This window comes from bacterium (assembly GCA_023150945.1).
GTDB lineage: Bacteria > Zhuqueibacterota > Zhuqueibacteria > Zhuqueibacterales > Zhuqueibacteraceae > Coneutiohabitans.
The window spans coordinates 103,816-122,173 of the sequence record JAKLJX010000020.1; the positions used below are offsets into that span (position 1 = coordinate 103,816).

Here is an 18,358-nt window from a genome sequence, read left to right on the forward strand (position 1 = left end):
TCCCAAAATCTTCACGGGAATGTGAGTTTTCTGAGGAGATCGTGCCAATGCTCAAAGAGCTGCTCGGCCCTGACATCGATGAGCTACTCCGCAACAAAGACTACACCGGTTTGAAAGACGGGATGGCGGAGTGGGAAGTGCCGGAGGCCGCAGACCTGCTGTTGAGCCTGCCGGAGAAAGAGCAGCCGCTGTTGTTCCGGCTTCTCCCGCGCGGCAGAGCCGCGGAAGTTTTTGCCCATCTCCCCCTGCCGGAGCAACATCGCCTGTTGCAAAGCTTGACGACGGAGCACGTCCGGCAATTGCTGGAGGAATCGGCGCCGGATGATCGCACCAAGCTCTTTGGCGAGCTGCCGGCGCAGGTGACGCAGCAACTGCTCGGCCTGCTTTCTGCGGAGGAGCTGAGCAAGACGCGCCAACTGCTCGGCTATCCCGAACAAAGCGTCGGCCGGCTGATGACGCCGGAATACGTCGCGATCCGGCCGGAGTGGACGATCGGCCGGGCGGTGGAACACATTCGCCACTACGGCAAGGATGCCGAAACCATCAACATGATCTACGTCGTTGACCATCACGGCAAGCTCATCGACGATTTGCGCCTGCGGAAACTGATTCTTGCCGATCCGTCGGAAGCAGTGGCCACCGTCATGGATTATCGCTACGTGGCGCTCTCGGCTTATGCCGACCGGGAGGCGGCGGCGAAGCTCATGCAAAAATACGATCGCGTCGCTCTGCCGGTGACGGATTCCGACGGCGTGCTCATCGGCATCGTCACGGTCGATGACATCATCGACGTGGTCGAGAAGGAAGCAACGGAAGATATACACAAAATGGCGGCGGTCGAAGCGCTCGATGAGCCTTATTTGCGCATCGGCTTCTTGCGCATGATAAAAAAACGCGCCGGATGGCTCACGGCCTTGTTTCTTGGCGAAATGCTGACGGCAACGGCCATGGGCTATTTCGAACACGAAATCGCTCGTGCCGTGGTGTTGGCGTTGTTCATTCCGCTCATCATCAGCAGCGGCGGCAATTCCGGCTCGCAAGCGGCCTCGCTCATCATCCGCGCCATGGCGCTGGAGGAAGTTCGACTGCGCCAGTGGTGGCGCGTGATGCGCCGTGAATTCTTCACCGGCCTTGCACTCGGTGCGATACTCGGCACGATAGCCTTCGTGCGCATCGTTTCCTGGCCGCGCCATGCCACCCTTTACGGGCCGCACTATTTGCTCGTGGCGGCAACCGTTGCCCTGAGCCTGGTCGGCGTTGTCACCTGGGGCTCGCTCACCGGCTCGATGCTGCCATTTGTCATGCGACGATTGGGCTTTGACCCGGCCGCGTCTTCCGCGCCGTTCGTCGCCACCCTGGTCGATGTCACCGGATTGGTGATATACTTTTCCCTCGCACTGGTTGTCTTGCACGGCACTTTGCTTTAGGCAAAGGCCATGCGGGCACAAAAAAGTCAATTGAGCAATGATGAATCTCCTTGAACTGACCTCTGCCGTTTGCGCCGGCTCCCTGTTGGCGGGATTCCTGGGGGCGCTCACCGGATTGGGCGGGGGTGTCGTGCTCATTCCCATGCTGACGCTGGGATTCGGCGTTGACATTCGCTACGCCATCGGCGCCTCGCTGATTTCCGTGATCGCCACCTCGTCGGGTGCCGCGGCGGCGTATGTGAAAGACGGCTTGTCGAATATTCGCGTCGGCATGTTCCTGGAGATCGCCACCACTTTCGGCGCGCTGCTGGGCGCTCACCTGGCCGCGGTATTGTCGGCGAACCTCATTGCCGTGATCTTTGGCGTCGTCTTGATATTTTCTGCTTACCTATCGCAACGCCCGCGCCGTCATGACCAAAGCCAAACACCGCCGGATCGCATCGCCACGTGGCTGAAGTTGAATGGCAGTTATCCCGGTCCGGAGCAATCGGTACGGTACAATGTCTATCATGTGCCGCAGGGATTCAGCCTGATGTTCATCGCCGGCACGCTCTCCGGTTTGCTCGGCATCGGCTCCGGCGCGGTGAAAGTGCTGGCAATGGACCAGGCGATGCGCCTACCGTTCAAAGTCTCCACCACGACGAGCAACTTCATGATCGGCGTCACGGCCGCGGCGAGTGCCGGTGTCTATCTCCAGCGCGGCTACCTCGAGCCGGGCCTGGCGATGCCGGTGATGCTCGGCGTCCTGGCCGGTTCGCTGCTGGGCGCGCGCGTGCTGGTTTATGCCCAAACCCGGTGGCTGCGCTTGCTGTTCAGCGCCATTGTTCTGGCGCTGGCGGTGCAAATGATCATCAAGGGAATTGGAGGACGCTTCTAAATGGAACAACTGAGGCAATCAGCCGGCGAGCACCGCATGGAGCAAATCATCGGCAATCTGCTGCGCACCGGCGTACTGCTGGCCGCTTTGGTGGCGCTGGCCGGCGCAGCCCTCTTTCTGTATCGCCATGGCACAGAGGTGCCGGACTACCATTTCTTTCAAGGCGAGCCCAAAGACTTGCGGACCGCCGACGGCATTCTGCACAACGCCATGCAGATCAGAGGCCGGGGGATCATTCTGGCGGGCATGTTGCTCCTGATTGCCACGCCCGTGTTTCGTGTGGTCTTTGCCCTGCTGGCCTTCTTGTGGCTCCACGACCGTTTGTACTCTTTGATCAGCCTCATCGTCCTGGCGGCGCTCCTCTTCAGCCTGTTCGGCATGTCGCTGTGAGCCGCCGGCGGGCAGCCGGAGGAGGTGCGGCGCAGCGTGGTGGTCCGCGGATCAGTATCAGGCCCGAAAGCGGAGCGGGCCGGACAAAGCAGTTTCACTATATCAGAAAGGGCTCAAACCTGGGAAAGGAGCCCACGCCATGCGATCATTTTGCTTTCATTCTTTCTTGACCGCGCTTTTGGTGTTAAGCACAACGTTGGTGCGCCGCGCGGAAGCCCAATACTTCGGCCAAAACCGCGTGCAGTATGAAAACTTCAAATTCGAAATTCTCCAGACCGACCATTTCGATGTTTATTTCTATCCCGAAGAAAGGGAAGCTGCGCAGCAGGCGGCGCGCATGGCCGAACGCTGGTACGCGCGGCACAAATTCATTTTGCAGCACGAGCTGAGCGGCCGCCAGCCCATTTTGCTTTACGCCAGCTCTCCCCAATTTCAGCAAACCAACGCCGTTAGCGGCGAAATCGGCGAGGGCACCGGCGGCGTCACCGAAGCGTTGCAGCGCCGCGTCGTGCTGCCGTTTGCCGGGCCGATTGCCGAGACCGATCACGTCATCGGCCATGAGCTGGTGCATGCGTTTCAATACGACATCACCGGCGTGAATACCGGCGGCAGGTTTCGCTCCGACGTTGGCCTGCAATTGCCGTTGTGGTTTATCGAAGGCATGGCGGAATTTCTGTCGCTCGGCCCTAATGACCCCAACACCGCGATGTGGATGCGCGATGCCGTCAAATCCGAAAAGCGGCTGCCATCATACCGGCAGCTCGACGATTCGCGCTTTTTTCCGTATCGCTACGGTCAGGCGCTGCTGGCTTATATCGCCGGGCGCTGGGGTGATGACAAAATCGACAACTTGCTGAAAGAGTCCGGCAAATCGGGAAACCTCGAGCGCGCCATTCGCCAGGTGCTGCATGTCGGGCCGGATACGTTGGCGAATGATTGGCACAAAGCGCTGCATGCGGCCTACGACCCGCTGCTGAAAACCACGGAAGCGCCGGAGAAATACGGTAAGCAGATCATCAGCAAGAAACGGGGCGGCAGCGAGCTTAACGTCGGCCCGGTGTTAAGTCCCGACGGCAAAAATGTGATCTTCTTTTCGGAAAAAGGCTTGTTCGCCATCGACCTGTTTCTCGCCGATGCGGAAACCGGCAAGATCAAGCGCAATATTCTGCGCGCCGAACGGAATCCGCATTTGGAGAGTCTGGAATTCATCAGCTCGGCCGGCGCTTGGGACGCAAACGGCGACCGCATTGCTTTTGCGCTCGTCACCAAAGGCCGGCCCGGCCTCGGCGTGCTCGACGTGAAAAAGGACAAAATCAGCCGCGAAATCCGCCTGCCGCAGCTCGGCGAAGTTTTCAATCCGACCTGGTCGCCGGAGGGGCGGCGCATTGCCTTTTCGGCTTTGGCCAACGGCATGAGCGATATTTTCATCTATGATCTGCAAGCCGACAGCTTGCAGCGCGTGACGAATGATCTTTATTCGGATTTGCATCCGGCGTGGTCACCGGACGGCAAGCAGATCGTCTTTGCCACCGATCGTTTCACTGCCGATCTCAACCTTTTGCGAGCAGGCAATTATCGCCTGGCGCTGTATGACGTGGCGACCGGCAACATTTCCCAAGTGCCCGGGTTCTCAGAAGGCAAGCACCTCAACCCGCAATGGTCGCCGGACGGCAAAAGTATCTACTTCATTTCGGACCAAAACGGCGTTTCGAATATCTATCGCGTCGAGCTGGCGAGCGGCAGTCTTTTTCGAGTGACCAATCTTTACACCGGCGTGAGCGGCATTACGCCCTCGAGTCCGGCACTTTCAGTGGCGCAGAAGACCAATCGACTTGCTTTCAGCGTGTTCGAGGACGGCAAATACAACATCTATACCGTGGACGCGCCGGAAGTGCTGGCCGGCAAGCCGGCAGCGCAATCTGCCGATGACGCCAACCCCGCGGAGTTGCCGCCCATGGCGCGCGTTGCCACCAAACTCGATTCGGTTCTGCACAATGCGACGATGGGATTATCCGATACGAGCACGGAGCGCGTGGTCAATTACAGTTCCAAGTTGCGGCTGGCCTATATTGGCCAGCCCACTTTGGCTGCCGGCTACGACAGTTACGGCGCGTTTTTGGGCGGCGGCATTTCATTTTTGTGGAGCGACATGCTCGGCAATCACACGCTCGGTTTGGTCACGCAGGCGCAGATCGATGGCGCGTTCAGAGATTTTGCCGGTCAGCTCGGATACACCAACACGACCCACCGGTTGAATTGGGGCGTGGTGCTGCAGCAGATTCCGTACATCATCAGCCAGAGCGGCGAGTTCTACGCGCCGGGCAACAATGGCGACGTGCTCGACGTGCAGGAAGAACTGCGCTCTCGCCAGCTCAATCAGGAAATCGCTGGTTTACTGGCCTATCCGCTCAGCCGGACGCAGCGGGTGGAATTTTCCGTGGGCATGCAGCGTATCAGTTTCTCCGAGCAGTTGCGCACGCGGGCATTTTCGTATGATGCCGGCCAAAAGGTCATCGACGACACGCACAAGCTGCCCGCGCCCAGTGCGCTTTATCTTGCCAACACCGACCTGGCACTGGTGTATGACTCCTCGGTGTTCGGCGCCACCAGTCCGCTGCTCGGGCAAAGTTATCGCCTCGATTTCTCTCCGACCATCGGCACGATCGCGATGAACACGCTGCTCGCGGATTATCGCCGCTATTTCATGCTGATCAAACCGATCACAGTCGCCGGCAGATTGCTGCATTTTGGCCGCTACGGCAAAGATGCGGAAGACGGCCGGCTCACGCCGCTGTTCCTCGGCTATCCCGGCTTGGTGCGCGGCTACGGCAGCAACTCTTTCAACACGAATGAATTTGTTGCCACCTCGGATACGACTTTTGACAGCCCGGTGTTTGATCGGCTCATCGGCTCGCGCCTGGCCATTGCCAATTTCGAAGTGCGCTTCCCCTTGCTCGGCTTGCTCCACTTGGGCCCGGGATTCTACGGCGTTTTTCCCATTGAAACCGGCGTGTTTTATGACGCGGGCTGGGCGTGGACGAGAAAGGACAAAGCCAGCTTCTTGGGCGGCGGTCGCGATGCGGTGCGGAGCTATGGCGCCACGGCCCGTCTCAATTTGTTGGGCTACGCCGTGGTGGAAGCTGATTACGTCAATCCGGTGGATCGACCGCAAAAAGGATGGTTTTGGCAGTTCAATTTTACCGCGGGGTTTTGATACACGCAGATTGGAAAGCTGCAGCCTGGCAAGGCAGGCCAAGCCAATCCCTTCGTTCATCCACCTTGCGGGATAACGGCACCCTCATCACTCAGGAGGCATGCACGATGGCGAACTATTGCTTTTTCGCACCGATCCTGCCCGGCGGATTGGAACAAATGAAGAAGTGGAATAAAGAGATGATCGTCAACAACCAGGAGCACGACGAGGTCTTCCTGGCGGCGGGGATTTCGCGTGAGCAAGTTTGGTTACAGCACACGCCGCAGGGAGATTTTGCAGTCGCCAGCTTCGAGGTCAAGGATCCGGCCAAAGCATTTCAAAGCCTGGCCACTTCGCAGAAGCCTTGGGCCGTCAAATTCCGTGAGTTTCTCAAAACGTCGCATGGCATTGACGTGACCCAGCCGGTGCCGCCCAATGCGTTGCTGGTCGACTGGCATGCAAAAGCCAAGTGATTGCCGCGCCACTGCCGGCAAACAACAACAACTCGTTCCTCCCGCTCACGCGGGAGGGATGGTTTTGCAATGGCCACTTGGTTTGCCCGGGCGAGTCAATGACACGATGGATTGCTTATGGGTTTACTTGATCAAATGGAGCAGAACTTTCGTGAAAAACTGAATAGCCTGCTCGCGTATTTCAGCCGGCAATCGCATATGAAGCTGCTCACCCTTGGTTATCTCATGGTGGCGGTGATTTTTGGCCTGGATTACGCGACCGGCGTCGAATTGACGTTCTCGATTTTCTATCTCATCCCGATCTTTTTTGTGGCGTGGTTTGTCGGGAAAGCGGCCGGCGCCGTGATTTCGTTGATGAGCGCGGCGGCCTGGCTGCTGGCCGACGTGCTGGCTTCGCCCTCCCATTTGCATCCAATCTTTTCGACCTGGAATACCCTCGGCATCTTCGGCTTCTTCCTGCTCTTCACTTTCCTGCTGGCGGGTTTGCAGGAGGCCGTGCAACGGGAAAAACGCATGGCGCGAAAAATCCAGCTCGGCCTGCTGCCCAGGCAGGTTCCACAAATTCCCGGCTATGAAATCGCCACGGCGTGGCAGCCGGCAGACACTGTTGCCGGAGATTATTTCGATGTCTTGCCGCTCAATGAACACGCCTTGGGGCTGTGCATCGCTGATGTCTCCGGCCACGGCCTGCCGGCGGCGCTGCTGATGTCGAATTTGCAAGCCGCCGTCAAGCTGCTCGCCGCTCACAACACAGACCCGGCCGCACTTTGCAAAAAACTGAACCGGCTGGTGTGCGGCAACGTCGCGGATGGTAACTTCATCACCTTTTTCTATGCCCTGCTCGACACCGAAAGCCGCAGCCTGGTTTATGTCAATGCCGGACACAATCAGCCCATTCTCTTGCATCGTGATGGCACTTGGACCCGCCTCGACCTGGGCGGAATACCGCTGGGATTGGAGGCAAATCGCCAATATCAAACCGGCGAAATCCGACTCGCCGCCGGCGACCGGTTGGTGCTGTTCACGGACGGCTTGATCGAATGCACCAGTTTCAAAGAGCAAGCATTCGGCGAGCAGCGATTGCTGCACCTGCTGCGCGAACACCGCCAGCTTGACGCCGCGGGCCTGAAGGAACGCGTGATTCGTGCCGCCGCCGAATTCTGCCAAAGCCGGTATTCGGATGATCTGACGCTGGTGGTGCTGGCAGTGGTGTGAAATGCTTAACGTGGCTGCAGTGAATGATGAAATCATGCAAAATCATCTCAAAGCGCGGTCCTGGACGATTGGGGTCGTCACCCTGGTCACGCTCGGCAGCGGTGTATTGAATCTTTATTCCGTCATCGGCCCCAGCCTGCCGGAGCGCACAGCCATCTTGATAAGAATTTTTCCGCTCGAATTTCTGCATCTCTCGCGTTTCTTAACCGTGCTCATCGGCTTCGCGTTGATCATCTCTTCGCTCAACGTTTACAAACGCAAGCAGCGCGCTTGGTGGAGTGTGCTGCTGCTGGCCAGCGCCGCGATCGTGTTTCACCTCACCAAGGGCCTCGACTACGAAGAAGCGACGCTGTCACTTGTACTCGTCGTGGCGTTGACGTTCGCGCGCAAGATTTTTACGGTGAGGAGCAGCATGCCCGATCTGCGCTGGGGCTTGTTGCGTTTTGGCATTGCCGTGATTGCGGCCTTCGCCTACGGCGTTCTGGGCTTTTGGCTATTAGAACCGCATGAATTCGGCATCAATTTCCACTGGAACGATGCCATCCATCGCACGCTCGAATATTTGTCGCTCAATCCCGATCCGCAACTTAAGCCGCACACGCATTATGCCCGCTGGTTTCTGGATTCGCTGCAATTGATCACGCTCACCGCCATGGGCTATTCACTGGTTGCCTTGTTCCGTCCGGTGCTTTATCGTTTTCGCACCGCGCCGCATGAACGCGAGCGCGCGGCGGAGATCGTGCGCGCGTATGGCCGTTCCTCGCTCGACTATTTCAAATCGTGGCCGGACAAATCGATTTTCTTCGGCGGATCACCGAACAGCTTCGTGGCCTATCGTGTCGGCGCCAATTTCGCGATCGCGCTCGGCGATCCCACCGGACCGGAAGCAGAGATGGAGCACACGATTCGTGCGTTCACGGAATTCTGCCAGGAGAATGATTGGCACCTGGCCTTTCATCAAACCTCACCGGATTTTTTATCGCTCTACCAGAAGCTCGGTTTTCGCAGACTCAAGATCGGCGACGATGCCATCGTGGATTTGACTGCGTTTTCGTTGGCGGGAAACGTCAGGAAGGAAATGCGCCAGGCCGTCAATCGGCTGGAAAAATCCGGCGTGCACGCCGTGCATTACGCGCCGCCGCTGGCGGATGAAATAATTGTCCAATTGCGGGAAGTTTCGGATGAATGGCTGCAGACGCCCGGCCGGCGCGAGCGGCGCTTCACCCTGGGGCTTTTTGAGCCAAATTATCTGCGTTCCACACCGGTGCTGGCGGCAGCGGACAAAGATGAAAAGATTCTCGCATTCGTCAATATCATTCCCTCCTTTGCGCGCGGCGAGAGCACCGTGGATTTGATGCGCCGGCGGGTACACGCACCGAACGGCGTCATGGATTATTTGTTTGTGAAAGTCTTTCAGCATGCCAAAGAACAAGGCTTCACGCGCTTCAATCTGGGCATGGCGCCCATGTCCGGCTTTCAAGAACGCGAGGAAGCCACGCCGGAAGAGCGCGCCATACATTATTTCTTCCAGCATTTGAATTTTCTGTTCAGCTACACCGGCTTGCGCCAATACAAAGCCAAGTTCGCCGACTTTTGGGAGCCGCGCTATGACGTGCTGCGCAGCCTGCTCGACTTGCCGAGACTGGGCGTGGCGCTCAGCAAAGTGGCGGAAATTGAGAATTGAGCAGGCAGTGAGTACAGAACATGCTGCCGGCTTATGTCGCGCGTCGCGCAAGGTCTTGCCATGAATCAGCCCGCCCTCGAATTGACCACCAGTCCCACTGCCGTGACCAAACGCGGGTCCCCATGGCTCAAACAAGCGTTGGGCTATTTCATCGCCGCAGTTTGCCTGGTGTGGGTCTTTCACGACATTCACGCCAGACGGCTTTGGCACAGCTTCACACACCTCAACTGGTGGTTGATTGGCGTTGCGATCTTCTTTGATATTTTGAGCTATTACTGCCAGGGTCTGCGGTGGGAGCTGCTGCTGCGCTCGCTCGGAAAAATTTCCTCCATGCGAACGACGCAGGCGATCTACGCCGGACTCTTCACAAACGAGATTGTGCCTTTGCGCGTCGGCGAACTGGTGCGTGCCTATTTGGTTTCGCGCTGGCTGCCGGCGGCGTTTGTATCCGTCATCCCGTCGATGGCTGTCGAGCGTTTATTTGACGGCGTCTGGTTGGCGCTCGCCATTGGCGTCGCGGCCTTCTTCGTGCCATTGCCCCACGATCTCCTCGCGGCCGAAGAAATCCTGGGCGTCCTCGTTTTGATGGCAATCAGTTTGTTCGTCTACCTGGTTTTCGGCAAACCTCGCGTGCGCAGTGAGAAAAAAATCTCCGCCTGGAAACCGCTGCGTACAATAACAAGATTCGTCGAACATTTAGCGAACGAGGTGCGCAGTATTGGCGCTTCGCGTTTCTCTTATGTCGCCATGCTGGTCTCGGCTTTCATTCTCGTTTTTCAGATCATCGCCTTCTGGCTGGTCATGCGGGCGTGCGGCCTGCAGTTGTCGTTTTGGGCGGGCGCGGTGGTGCTGCTCATCGTGCACATCGGCACCGCGATTCCCAACGCGCCTTCCAATATCGGCACCTATCAATTCTTCACCGTCGTCGGCCTGCAGCTCTTTGGCATTGATAAAACGCTGGCCACCGCTTTTTCGGTGGTGGTGTTCATCGTGTTGACGATCCCGCTGTGGCTGCTCGGCTTGCTCGCAATTAGCCAATCCGGAATGACTTTGGCGACGATTCGCGGCGAGATCGGCGGGATAATGAGCAAAACAAAAAATAGATTATCTGCGGACGAAAAATGAAACGCATTCTCCTGTTCATTGGCATTGCTTCTCTTCTGGCCAACCTCAGCCTCGCTCGCACGGAAGATTCCCTGCGTTTCGGCCGCTTCGGCAAAGTCTTTCTCTATCGCGAAAAGCCGCAGCCGGCGCACGTTGTGCTCTTCGTTTCCGGCGACGGCGGCTGGAATTTGGGCGTGATCGATATGGCGCAAGCGCTGGCGCATCTCGATGCGCTTGTTGTTGGCGTTGATATTACCCATTATCTCCGACAACTCGAAGGCGCCGATGACCAGTGCGCTTATCCCGCAGCGGATTTCGAAGCGCTCAGCCAGTTTGTGCAGAAGCAACTCGGCTACCCGCGCTACGTGACGCCGGTGTTGGTGGGATATTCTTCCGGCGCCACGCTGGTCTATGCAACGCTGGTGCAGGCGCCGTCCACCACTTTTGGCGGCGCCATCAGCCTTGGCTTCTGTCCGGACTTGCCGCTCAGCAAACCACTATGCAAAGGCAGTGGTTTGGAATGGCAGTCCGGTCGCAAAGGCAAAGGCTTCAGCTTTCTGCCGGCTGCCAATCTTGAGGTCCCCTGGATCGCTTTGCAGGGAACCAGCGACCAAGTCTGCAATTCCGACTCTACGGCAAAATACGTCAAGCAAGTCAAACAGGGTGAGCTTGTGATGCTGCCGAAGGTCGGGCATGGTTTTTCCGTGCAAAAGAATTGGATGCCCCAATTCAAGCAGGCATTCGCACGCCTCGCAATGAAAAGCGAAAGCGAGCCGGGGCCGCATGAACGAGCGCTGCAAGATTTGCCACTCATCGAGGTTCCGTGCGGCGGTGACGGCGGAAATCTCATGGCCCTTCATATCACCGGTGACGGCGGCTGGGGCGTGACGGACAAAGGATTGAGCAACACCCTGGCCGCACACGGCATTCCAGTGGTCGGGTTGAACTCACTTAAATACTTCTGGACGAAACGCACGCCGGAGGGAACAGCCAACGATGTGGAACGCCTGCTGCGCCATTATTTGTCCGCGTGGAAAAAGGAGAAATTGATACTCATCGGTTATTCCTTCGGCGCGGACGTGCTTCCTTTTGTGGTCAACCGGCTGCCGGACGAGTTGCGCGCCAAAGTGGAATTGCTCGTTTTTCTCGGACCGAGCGCAACAGCCCAGTTCGAGTTTCATCTCGCGAACTGGCTGGGGGACGCCGAGCCGCGCCCCCGTTTTATGGTGCAACCGGAGATCGAGAAGCTGCATAATATGAGAATGCTTTGTTTTTGCGGTGATGAAGAAAAAGACAGTCTTTGTCAGAAACTTGCGCCGCGTCTGGTGAAGACCGTGGTAAGAAAAGGCGGTCACCGCTTGGGCGGCAACTATGCGCCGGTGGCGGAGGAAATCTTGAGAGAGGTACAATAATATGAGAATCGCCTTTCCACCGTTCGTTGAAATTGCGCTGCGCACGGCAGTGATCTACCTCATCATTTTGACGGGCCTGCGCCTCACCGGCAAACGCGAGGTCGGGCAGATGATGCCGTTGGACCTCGCCATGCTCATCCTGCTGGCGAATGCGGTGCAAAACGCCATGACCGGGCCCGACACTTCGCTGCTCGGCGGAGTTGTGGCCGCCGCAACGCTTTTGGCCATGAATGCGGCGGCGACACGCGTGGCGTGGCGCAACCGCAAAATACGCCGCCTGGTTGAAGGCACGCCGACGCTGCTCATTCGCCACGGCGAGATGCTGCGCCAAAATCTCGCAAAAGAAAAGCTCACCAGCGACGACCTGCAGCAGGCGCTGCGTGAGCACGGCATTGCCAATGTCGCCGAGGTTTCGCTCGCGGTGCTCGAAATCGACGGCGCCATCAGCGTGCTCAGGAACGACGAGATGCCGGCGGTCGCGCGGCCGCATCATCGCATGCGGTTTCTGGATCGAAAAGCAGACTGATTCTCTGCAGGAACTTTTTGAAGGGATGATCGGGATGAATGCAGGCCGGTGTGATGATGAAAGCAGCTTGCAGCGGATTCTCCGCGCCTTGCGGCATCGCAATTATCGTCTCTTCCACGGCGGCCAAAGCGTCTCGTTGATCGGCACGCGGTTGACGCGCGTCGCCTCGAGCTGGCTGGTCTATCGTTTGATGGAATCGGCGCGGCGGGACTGCCGGGACTGGGCATCGCCGATGTTTTCCGGAAAAATTCGGCGCTTTGCCATGGGCGTGAAATGGGAAAAATCGAAATCGCGAGCCGCGTCGATTTCCACGAATTGCGGAATGAAGAAATTCAGCCCGTTGACTGGCTACCCGGCAGCAGAAGCACAAGCAATCCGGGAGACACGCAGAATGCCGGCGAAAACGCCAGCCGAACACGCCCGCGGGCATGCACGCGCATGAGCACGCTCACCAAAACCGTAATGAACAACCGCATCACCATCACACGAACGCCCAGTCTGTCTCCTTGTCCCCTGTCCCCTTGCTGGCAGAGCGGCGCAAAGGAATAAAGAACAAGTTGGAGGGCGAATGGGCCATCTTCGCAGAATGAAACCAAATCGTGTCAATCCTGTCCAGTTTTCTCAGGGCTTGCGCCGTCGCGTCGGAAGGCCTTTGGGACCGGCGGCGCTGCGCTTGGGCTTGGCGAGCACCGTCTTGCCAGGTGTGACTTGCTCGCTGGCCTTTCGAGAAGAAGTGACCTGCCGCGGCCTTGAAGGTGGCTGCTGAGCGGCATCCTCGACGAACTTTCTGAATGCGGTTTGCAGCAGCGTCACACTCTCGGTCAAGGATGCAATCGCCTTGCCCTGCTCTTTCACCATCTTGGTCAAAACTGCGATGATGTGATCATGATTGACCGCTTTCTTGTCCGCGCTGGTCACAAGATCGGGAGAGTCTTCGGCGACAAAGCCGAGATGCGGCGCCTTTCTGTCATCTGCCTTGAGGTTAAATTTGACCGGATTCAAATTCGCCAAAATGGCGGCTGCTTCCTCGTTAGAGAATTCTTCGATGTTTTCCTTCAATTCCCGCGTGCAGGCTGAAAGCAGGGCGCCGTAATACCTGATGCCGTCTGGCCAGTCGGCGGCATAGTTGAGGTGCAGTTCGCGCCTCAAATCCACCAGCGCACGGCCAGGTGAGAACCCAAGACTACCGCGGCGGGAGGAATGGCCCAACAGTAAATCAGCGGCACGAATGGTGGCAGTGAAGTTGTCTGCCACTTCCAGCTTTGCAAGCTGGCCGTAATTAAGGCTGCCGTTGGCAGCAATATTTCCGCCTGCGGAGATATTGCCATTAGCTGCAATATTACCGTTGACAGTGATGTTGCCGTTAGTCGTGAGTTCACCATGAAGGCCAAGGCTGCCACCTGCAGTACGAATGGTATTGGCAGTGATTTCGCCGCTGGCATGGAAGCTGCCATTGACCTCGAGGCGGTACGTCGGAGTACTGGTGCCGATGCCGACATTACCGTCATTGCGCACCGCCAAAAGACTATTTTGCGCCGCGTTGTTGATAAGCAGCGCCAGCTTGGACGCATCACTCGTCTCTCCCTGGATTCTCACGGTTTCTTGATTATTTTGGCGGGTCCCAAAGCCAAAATGCCCATCGCCATCGATACGCAATCGCTCTTTTCCTTTTGTTGCCATGGCGATGCTATTGGCATCAGGATAGTAAAAAACAGTTTTCAGAAGCTTTTCAAATTCAGCCATCGGACTGTTCCTTTCGCGGTGAATCTTTTACTGCAGCGGCAGCACGGTCACCGCCGGCGGCTCCGGCAGATTGAGACGGCTGAAATGCAGCGTGACCTCGACCCATTCCGGCAACGGGCTAGCGACGGCATAGAGCAGCCACCCCTCCACAAAAACCGGAATATCGGGCACCGTGCATACCGTCCCGGTTTTTCCTGCGGGCCATTGCGCATATCCGGCAAAACGGCCATAGCCTTCCACTTCACCAATGGGGCTCACCGTGAGTCCCGTTGCACGCAAAGAATCCAGTGGCGCCGGCCGGAGCTTCATCAGTTGTTCGGTACTGGGCATTTCCTGAGTCACAAAAAAAATGATCGCTGCCGGCGGTTCGTTTGCCGGCCGGGAAAGATCGAGTTGCTGCAAAATCGGGAATACCGACTCCACGCCGGCTATTTTCAACACGTGGGTGGGCGGCATAGCGAGCGGCAAGCGCAAGGGCCCGACCGTGGGATAGTAGTTCTTGTCGCAGCTTAGCCCCAACAATGGCAACAGAGCAACAATCAGAAGGATTCTGCCTAATGCCGGTATTCGAATGCGTTTTGTCATAGCGTTTCCTTGTCAGAGCTTGCCGGCGCGCAGTTCCACAATGAACGGATCGTACGCGGTCGTGGGCCGGCCGGAGGTGAGTGCGAGATAGAAATCGCGCGCAATATCGCCTTGCTGCTCGCGATTGAAGTCGCGCAAATGCTTGCCTGCTGCGAAAGCCGCCAGCAGAGCCGGCTCGCCGCCATAGCCGTAGCCGCCGGTGGCTTGCGCATGCAGCGCTTCACCCATGTACTGGCTGCCGACGTGTTCGTATTGCGAGACGTGAGTCAACTCATGAATCAGCCAGGCCATGTCGCTGTTGCCGGGCGCGGTTTTGATTTTGTGATTGAAATTGATGGTGTGAAAAGTCGTGACCCCCATGCCGCCGCCGCCACTGAACAAGGAGCCGATCCAGGCGATCAACGAATACTCATCGATGCGCACCTGCCAGTAACTGATGCTGCTGCCGAACACTTTCTTCGCCTCCGCGATTTCGGTGGAGGAGAGTGTGCGCGTGTTGAACTTGATGATTTGCCAAAGCAAATCCATGATCTCGCCGAGGCCGATCACATCCAGCAGTTTGGTGATCAGCCTGCCGACCCAGGCGGCACCGGAGAGAAAGCCACTCCAAATCCACTGCGCGAAACTCTTGATCCCGCGCACGGTTTTGATCCCCTGCCATAGCCATTTGACAATGCCCACCGCTCCGCTGCCGAGATGTTCGATGATCCGCCAAAGTCGCAGCGGCGCCTTCGTGAAAAGATCCCACACCCAAGCGCCGCCGGCTTTGAGCACATTCCAGCCCCACTTGCCTACCGCTTTTGCGCCCTTCCAGATCGCCCCGCCCACCGCTTTTGCGCCTTTCCAAATGGCGCCACCGACCGCCTTCGCGCCTTTCCAAATTGCGCCGCCCACGGCCTTCGCGCCTTTGCCAATGGCTTTGCCGACTTTCTTGATTCCCTTCCACAGACTGCCGAAGAACCCGCCCTGCACCATCGGCCTGCCGGTCTTCTGAACGTCAATGCCTTTGCTGCGCAGTGTTGCCATTTGGCCGTCTTGCTGAACGACATGCGTCAGCTCATGCGCCAGCAGTTTTTGACCGGCCGCAGATTCTGGCGCATACTCACCGGCGCCGAAGGCGATGTCAGATCCCACGGTGAACGCGCGAGCTTTAATGGCAGCCGCGGATTCGGTTGCCGGCGTGTCAGTATGCACGCGCACGTGACTGAAATCATAGCCAAAGCGCGGCTCGAATGCGGCGCGCGTGGCTTCAGGCAGAGGCCGGCCGCTGCCTTTCATGGCGTGAATGTTCGCCGAAACTTTCGGAGTGATGCTGGGCGCTGGCCGGCTTGCGGCTTTGGCTTGCACCGGTTCTTCTTCTTCCGGTTGACGCTGAATCTTCTTCTCCTCATCCTTTACCGGCTGGCGATTCACCTGCTCACTTTCATCATCACCTGCTTGGCGCTGTACGCTTTCTTCTTCCTCGCCGGCTTGCCGCTGCACCGGTTCTTCCTCTTTCATCTCGGCGCGTTGAATGGATTCGTCTTCCTCGTGAGGGCCGTCGAATTTCTCATGCGGGCCGACGAAGCGTTTGTCTTCCTCCATCGCTGTGGCCCGCTGAACGGTGCCGCCGGTAGTGGCCGCGCCTCGCCCGCCTGCCGGCTCCGGCATGTTGGTAACCTGCTCCGCGACGCGATCGGCCTCTTGCTCGTATTGATCGTTCGGCTGGCCGACTTTGAGCTTAGCCCGAATCAGCCGGCCGGTGGCGCGGTTGCCGATCGTCTGCTGCAGGATATGCGCTTCGAAGCTGCCCAATTGGCCACCCTCACGGGCGACTGCCCCCTGCGTTGATAATGTCGCTTCTGACAGATCACGTGCCGGTGTCGTCGTCTTTTGGGCAGAAACAGGTTTGGCAGCGCCTTTCTTCTGCGACCGTTGAATTCTTGGGTTTCTCATGACACTTGCTCGGTCTTGCGTTGCACAGCTTACCGCGAAATGCTGCTTTGGCTTTCTCAAGAGTGAATCGCTGAAAAAAGCAAAGATTGTTCCAACCGATAGAAACAACCCAACGGATGCGGAGTCTTTATCAGTTGGGTTGTTTCTATCGGTTGGAGATACACCTTTTACTGTCTCTCGTTTGCGTTCAGAAGATGAATCCTACCCGCGGTGCTGCTGCGCAAATCCGGTGGCCTGAATGCCGCTTTGCCACGCCTCATTTCCCGGCCTTGGCCATGAGCCAGCACAAAACCACCCACTGAAACGCGCTGAGCCAGGCAATTACCAGGGCGGTGAGAAAATAATCCAACAGCCACCACGCCGTGAACAATCGTGGACGATAGAGGGCAACCAAGACAAAGGCCACCCAGTGAGCCAGGCAATAACCGCAGCTCACCAGTTCCCCGAGGAATGGACTTCTTTTCTTCAGCCATTCCCGCAGCGGCAAAAAGGCCTTGGTCTCGGTTACCGTAAACGAAATTGAAGCCGTCGCAAGGGACAAGTAAATGATCAGTTTCATTTTTTGAGAGGCCGGAATGCCCTCAGTCCCTTGCGACTAACGTGGGCAGCCGCTGCTGCAGCGTGCCACCGGGCGCAGCATATACTTTTTGTTCCAGAAGGGCGTGAGCATGGTGGACTCCTTCAAGTTTGGTGATTGTTCTATCGTGCCGCAAATAGAACGACAATGACTTCGTTCTTTCTGTGGGTCTTCGTTTCGCATTTCCACGGGCCATTTCCAGAGATTTCAAACTGACTACTTGAACCCAAACTGCCCCCGTGAGTATATCTTTACTTTGGTCTCTTGCGCAAAGTATGCCGTAATCGCCTTCTTGGTCGTGGCATCCATTTTGATCCGGGGGCTTGGGCTTATCACGTATTTCACTATACCGTTGCGCATCTCCTCATTACGCCAGCCCGGTGCATGAAGAAAGAAATCTTTTCCAAACTTATCCACGTAGGACTTTCCAAAATAGTTAGTCCAGAAGAGCCATCGAATCCTTGTTGCTTCTATATCCGCCGAGAGTTTAGGGGGAGGGTCTCCCTCTAGGTCGATATAGGCAAATGCAAATGCAAGTGCGGGAAACAGCGCGTCTAGTAGTCGACATAAGGCTTGAATCATATCTTCGTTTCTTTCATCCTGCAGGTAATCCAAACTAGCGCTTAGGAACATGTGCCCTTTAGTTCGACTTAGTCCCATTTCTACCTGATGAGAGTCAACCGAGAGAGAGTAAAAATCTTCGAGGGGATTAGTCTGATAGTATTTAATAGGCTCAACTACAGTATTGCTTTCCGGCTCTCGGCATTGAACTCCAAGTCGACTTAGTATTTCAAAAAGAGGGAGAAAACCTCTCGTCTCTAATGCCTGTGAATGCAATAAACGAGCGGCTATTCCTTGCTCAAGTGCCATATAAGCTCTTTCCCTTAGGCAATTGGATTAATCTTGACACCACCAATTCGTTCGACAGCTCTCCTCACCTTTTCCGGAACATTCCCTTTCCAATCCAATTGAACCGGCTTACCACTTGCTTTATACTTTAAAAGCTGATTTCTGAGAAATGTCAAACGCGCCAACTGCTTTTCCTCCTCCCAATTCTCGAAACCCGTCCAGTTCTTTACTTCAACTACTACCTCTACTTTAGAACCGTCATCTTTCACTTTATTTTCTGGATCTTTAATAATTATTGAGTTTTGCATAAGTAATAGGAAATTGACAGTTTTTTGATTATATTAAGAGGCATGAGACCTTATGGAGCT

16 protein-coding genes and 1 pseudogene are annotated in these 18,358 nt (G+C 56.8%); 11 read left to right on the forward strand and 6 right to left on the reverse strand.

Annotated features, from left to right (window positions below; all coding sequences use genetic code 11):
• The first annotated feature begins 47 nt into the window (after window positions 1–47).
• The 11 genes and pseudogenes from mgtE (at window position 48) to L6R21_21895 (ending at window position 12,503) form a co-directional block, all read left to right on the forward strand.
• Window positions 48–1,427: a magnesium transporter gene (mgtE, locus tag L6R21_21845; GenBank protein MCK6561851.1), complete on the forward strand. Its 1,380-nt coding sequence runs from the start codon at window positions 48–50 to the stop codon at window positions 1,425–1,427.
• Between the two features lie 40 nt (window positions 1,428–1,467).
• The gene (locus L6R21_21850; GenBank protein MCK6561852.1) at window positions 1,468–2,304 is read left to right on the forward strand and encodes a sulfite exporter TauE/SafE family protein; all 837 of its coding nucleotides are present in this window, start codon (window positions 1,468–1,470) and stop codon (window positions 2,302–2,304) included.
• A complete protein-coding gene (locus L6R21_21855; GenBank protein ID MCK6561853.1) occupies window positions 2,305–2,694 on the forward strand; it encodes a DUF1634 domain-containing protein in 390 nt (129 codons plus the stop codon). It begins immediately after the preceding gene.
• Between the two features lie 139 nt (window positions 2,695–2,833).
• Complete coding sequence (locus tag L6R21_21860; GenBank protein MCK6561854.1) at window positions 2,834–5,908, forward strand: peptidase S9; 3,075 nt, start codon at window positions 2,834–2,836, stop codon at window positions 5,906–5,908.
• On the forward strand, window positions 5,878–6,360 hold the full coding sequence (locus L6R21_21865) for a hypothetical protein (protein ID MCK6561855.1): 483 nt from the start codon (window positions 5,878–5,880) through the stop codon (window positions 6,358–6,360). The genes L6R21_21860 and L6R21_21865 overlap by 31 nt, the downstream gene beginning before the upstream one ends.
• 117 nt (window positions 6,361–6,477) lie before the next feature.
• On the forward strand, window positions 6,478–7,575 hold the full coding sequence (locus tag L6R21_21870) for a PP2C family protein-serine/threonine phosphatase (GenBank protein MCK6561856.1): 1,098 nt from the start codon (window positions 6,478–6,480) through the stop codon (window positions 7,573–7,575).
• A 34-nt stretch (window positions 7,576–7,609) separates the two neighbouring features.
• Window positions 7,610–9,259 (forward strand): phosphatidylglycerol lysyltransferase domain-containing protein, encoded by a 1,650-nt coding sequence (locus L6R21_21875; protein ID MCK6561857.1) that lies wholly within the window; start codon window positions 7,610–7,612, stop codon window positions 9,257–9,259.
• 60 nt (window positions 9,260–9,319) lie between these two features.
• Window positions 9,320–10,384 carry a flippase-like domain-containing protein gene (locus tag L6R21_21880; GenBank protein ID MCK6561858.1) on the forward strand — a complete coding sequence of 355 codons (1,065 nt, stop codon included), beginning with the start codon at window positions 9,320–9,322 and terminating at the stop codon, window positions 10,382–10,384.
• Entirely contained in the window at window positions 10,381–11,775 is a 1,395-nt protein-coding gene (locus tag L6R21_21885; protein ID MCK6561859.1) for a virulence factor family protein, read from the forward strand. Before L6R21_21880 ends, L6R21_21885 begins: the two co-directional genes overlap by 4 nt.
• Window position 11,776: 1 nt before the next feature.
• Window positions 11,777–12,301 (forward strand): DUF421 domain-containing protein, encoded by a 525-nt coding sequence (locus L6R21_21890; GenBank protein MCK6561860.1) that lies wholly within the window; start codon window positions 11,777–11,779, stop codon window positions 12,299–12,301.
• A 34-nt stretch (window positions 12,302–12,335) separates the two neighbouring features.
• Window positions 12,336–12,503, forward strand: a pseudogene (locus L6R21_21895) (MFS transporter).
• A 419-nt stretch (window positions 12,504–12,922) separates the two neighbouring features.
• Here L6R21_21895 and L6R21_21900 read toward each other — a convergent pair.
• The 6 genes from L6R21_21900 to L6R21_21925 form a co-directional block, all read right to left on the reverse strand.
• On the reverse strand, window positions 12,923–14,044 hold the full coding sequence (locus L6R21_21900; protein MCK6561861.1) for a tail fiber domain-containing protein: 1,122 nt from the start codon (window positions 14,042–14,044) through the stop codon (window positions 12,923–12,925).
• Window positions 14,045–14,071: 27 nt separating this feature from the next.
• Window positions 14,072–14,629 carry a hypothetical protein gene (locus tag L6R21_21905; protein MCK6561862.1) on the reverse strand — a complete coding sequence of 186 codons (558 nt, stop codon included), beginning with the start codon at window positions 14,627–14,629 and terminating at the stop codon, window positions 14,072–14,074.
• Between the two features lie 12 nt (window positions 14,630–14,641).
• Entirely contained in the window at window positions 14,642–16,423 is a 1,782-nt protein-coding gene (locus L6R21_21910) for a DUF4157 domain-containing protein (GenBank protein ID MCK6561863.1), read from the reverse strand.
• Window positions 16,424–16,820: 397 nt separating this feature from the next.
• Window positions 16,821–17,123 carry a hypothetical protein gene (locus tag L6R21_21915; protein MCK6561864.1) on the reverse strand — a complete coding sequence of 101 codons (303 nt, stop codon included), beginning with the start codon at window positions 17,121–17,123 and terminating at the stop codon, window positions 16,821–16,823.
• A gap of 234 nt (window positions 17,124–17,357) precedes the next feature.
• Window positions 17,358–18,011 carry a hypothetical protein gene (locus L6R21_21920; protein MCK6561865.1) on the reverse strand — a complete coding sequence of 218 codons (654 nt, stop codon included), beginning with the start codon at window positions 18,009–18,011 and terminating at the stop codon, window positions 17,358–17,360.
• A gap of 14 nt (window positions 18,012–18,025) precedes the next feature.
• Window positions 18,026–18,298 (reverse strand): hypothetical protein, encoded by a 273-nt coding sequence (locus L6R21_21925; protein ID MCK6561866.1) that lies wholly within the window; start codon window positions 18,296–18,298, stop codon window positions 18,026–18,028.
• Between the last annotated feature and the right edge of the window lie 60 nt (window positions 18,299–18,358).

Bases quoted from the DNA above. Each gene is read 5' to 3' on its own strand.
- mgtE (MCK6561851.1), top strand. From the start codon at position 48: ATGCTCAAAGAGCTGCTCGGCCCTGACATCGATGAGCTACTCCGCAAC.
- L6R21_21850 (MCK6561852.1), top strand. From the start codon at position 1,468: ATGAATCTCCTTGAACTGACCTCTGCCGTTTGCGCCGGCTCCCTGTTG.
- L6R21_21855 (MCK6561853.1), top strand. From the start codon at position 2,305: ATGGAACAACTGAGGCAATCAGCCGGCGAGCACCGCATGGAGCAAATC.
- L6R21_21860 (MCK6561854.1), top strand. From the start codon at position 2,834: ATGCGATCATTTTGCTTTCATTCTTTCTTGACCGCGCTTTTGGTGTTA.
- L6R21_21870 (MCK6561856.1), top strand. From the start codon at position 6,478: ATGGGTTTACTTGATCAAATGGAGCAGAACTTTCGTGAAAAACTGAAT.
- L6R21_21875 (MCK6561857.1), top strand. From the start codon at position 7,610: ATGCAAAATCATCTCAAAGCGCGGTCCTGGACGATTGGGGTCGTCACC.
- L6R21_21880 (MCK6561858.1), top strand. From the start codon at position 9,320: ATGAATCAGCCCGCCCTCGAATTGACCACCAGTCCCACTGCCGTGACC.
- L6R21_21885 (MCK6561859.1), top strand. From the start codon at position 10,381: ATGAAACGCATTCTCCTGTTCATTGGCATTGCTTCTCTTCTGGCCAAC.
- L6R21_21890 (MCK6561860.1), top strand. From the start codon at position 11,777: ATGAGAATCGCCTTTCCACCGTTCGTTGAAATTGCGCTGCGCACGGCA.
- L6R21_21900 (MCK6561861.1), bottom strand. From the start codon at position 14,044: ATGGCTGAATTTGAAAAGCTTCTGAAAACTGTTTTTTACTATCCTGAT.
- L6R21_21905 (MCK6561862.1), bottom strand. From the start codon at position 14,629: ATGACAAAACGCATTCGAATACCGGCATTAGGCAGAATCCTTCTGATT.
- L6R21_21915 (MCK6561864.1), bottom strand. From the start codon at position 17,123: ATGAAACTGATCATTTACTTGTCCCTTGCGACGGCTTCAATTTCGTTT.
- L6R21_21920 (MCK6561865.1), bottom strand. From the start codon at position 18,011: ATGGCACTTGAGCAAGGAATAGCCGCTCGTTTATTGCATTCACAGGCA.
- L6R21_21925 (MCK6561866.1), bottom strand. From the start codon at position 18,298: ATGCAAAACTCAATAATTATTAAAGATCCAGAAAATAAAGTGAAAGAT.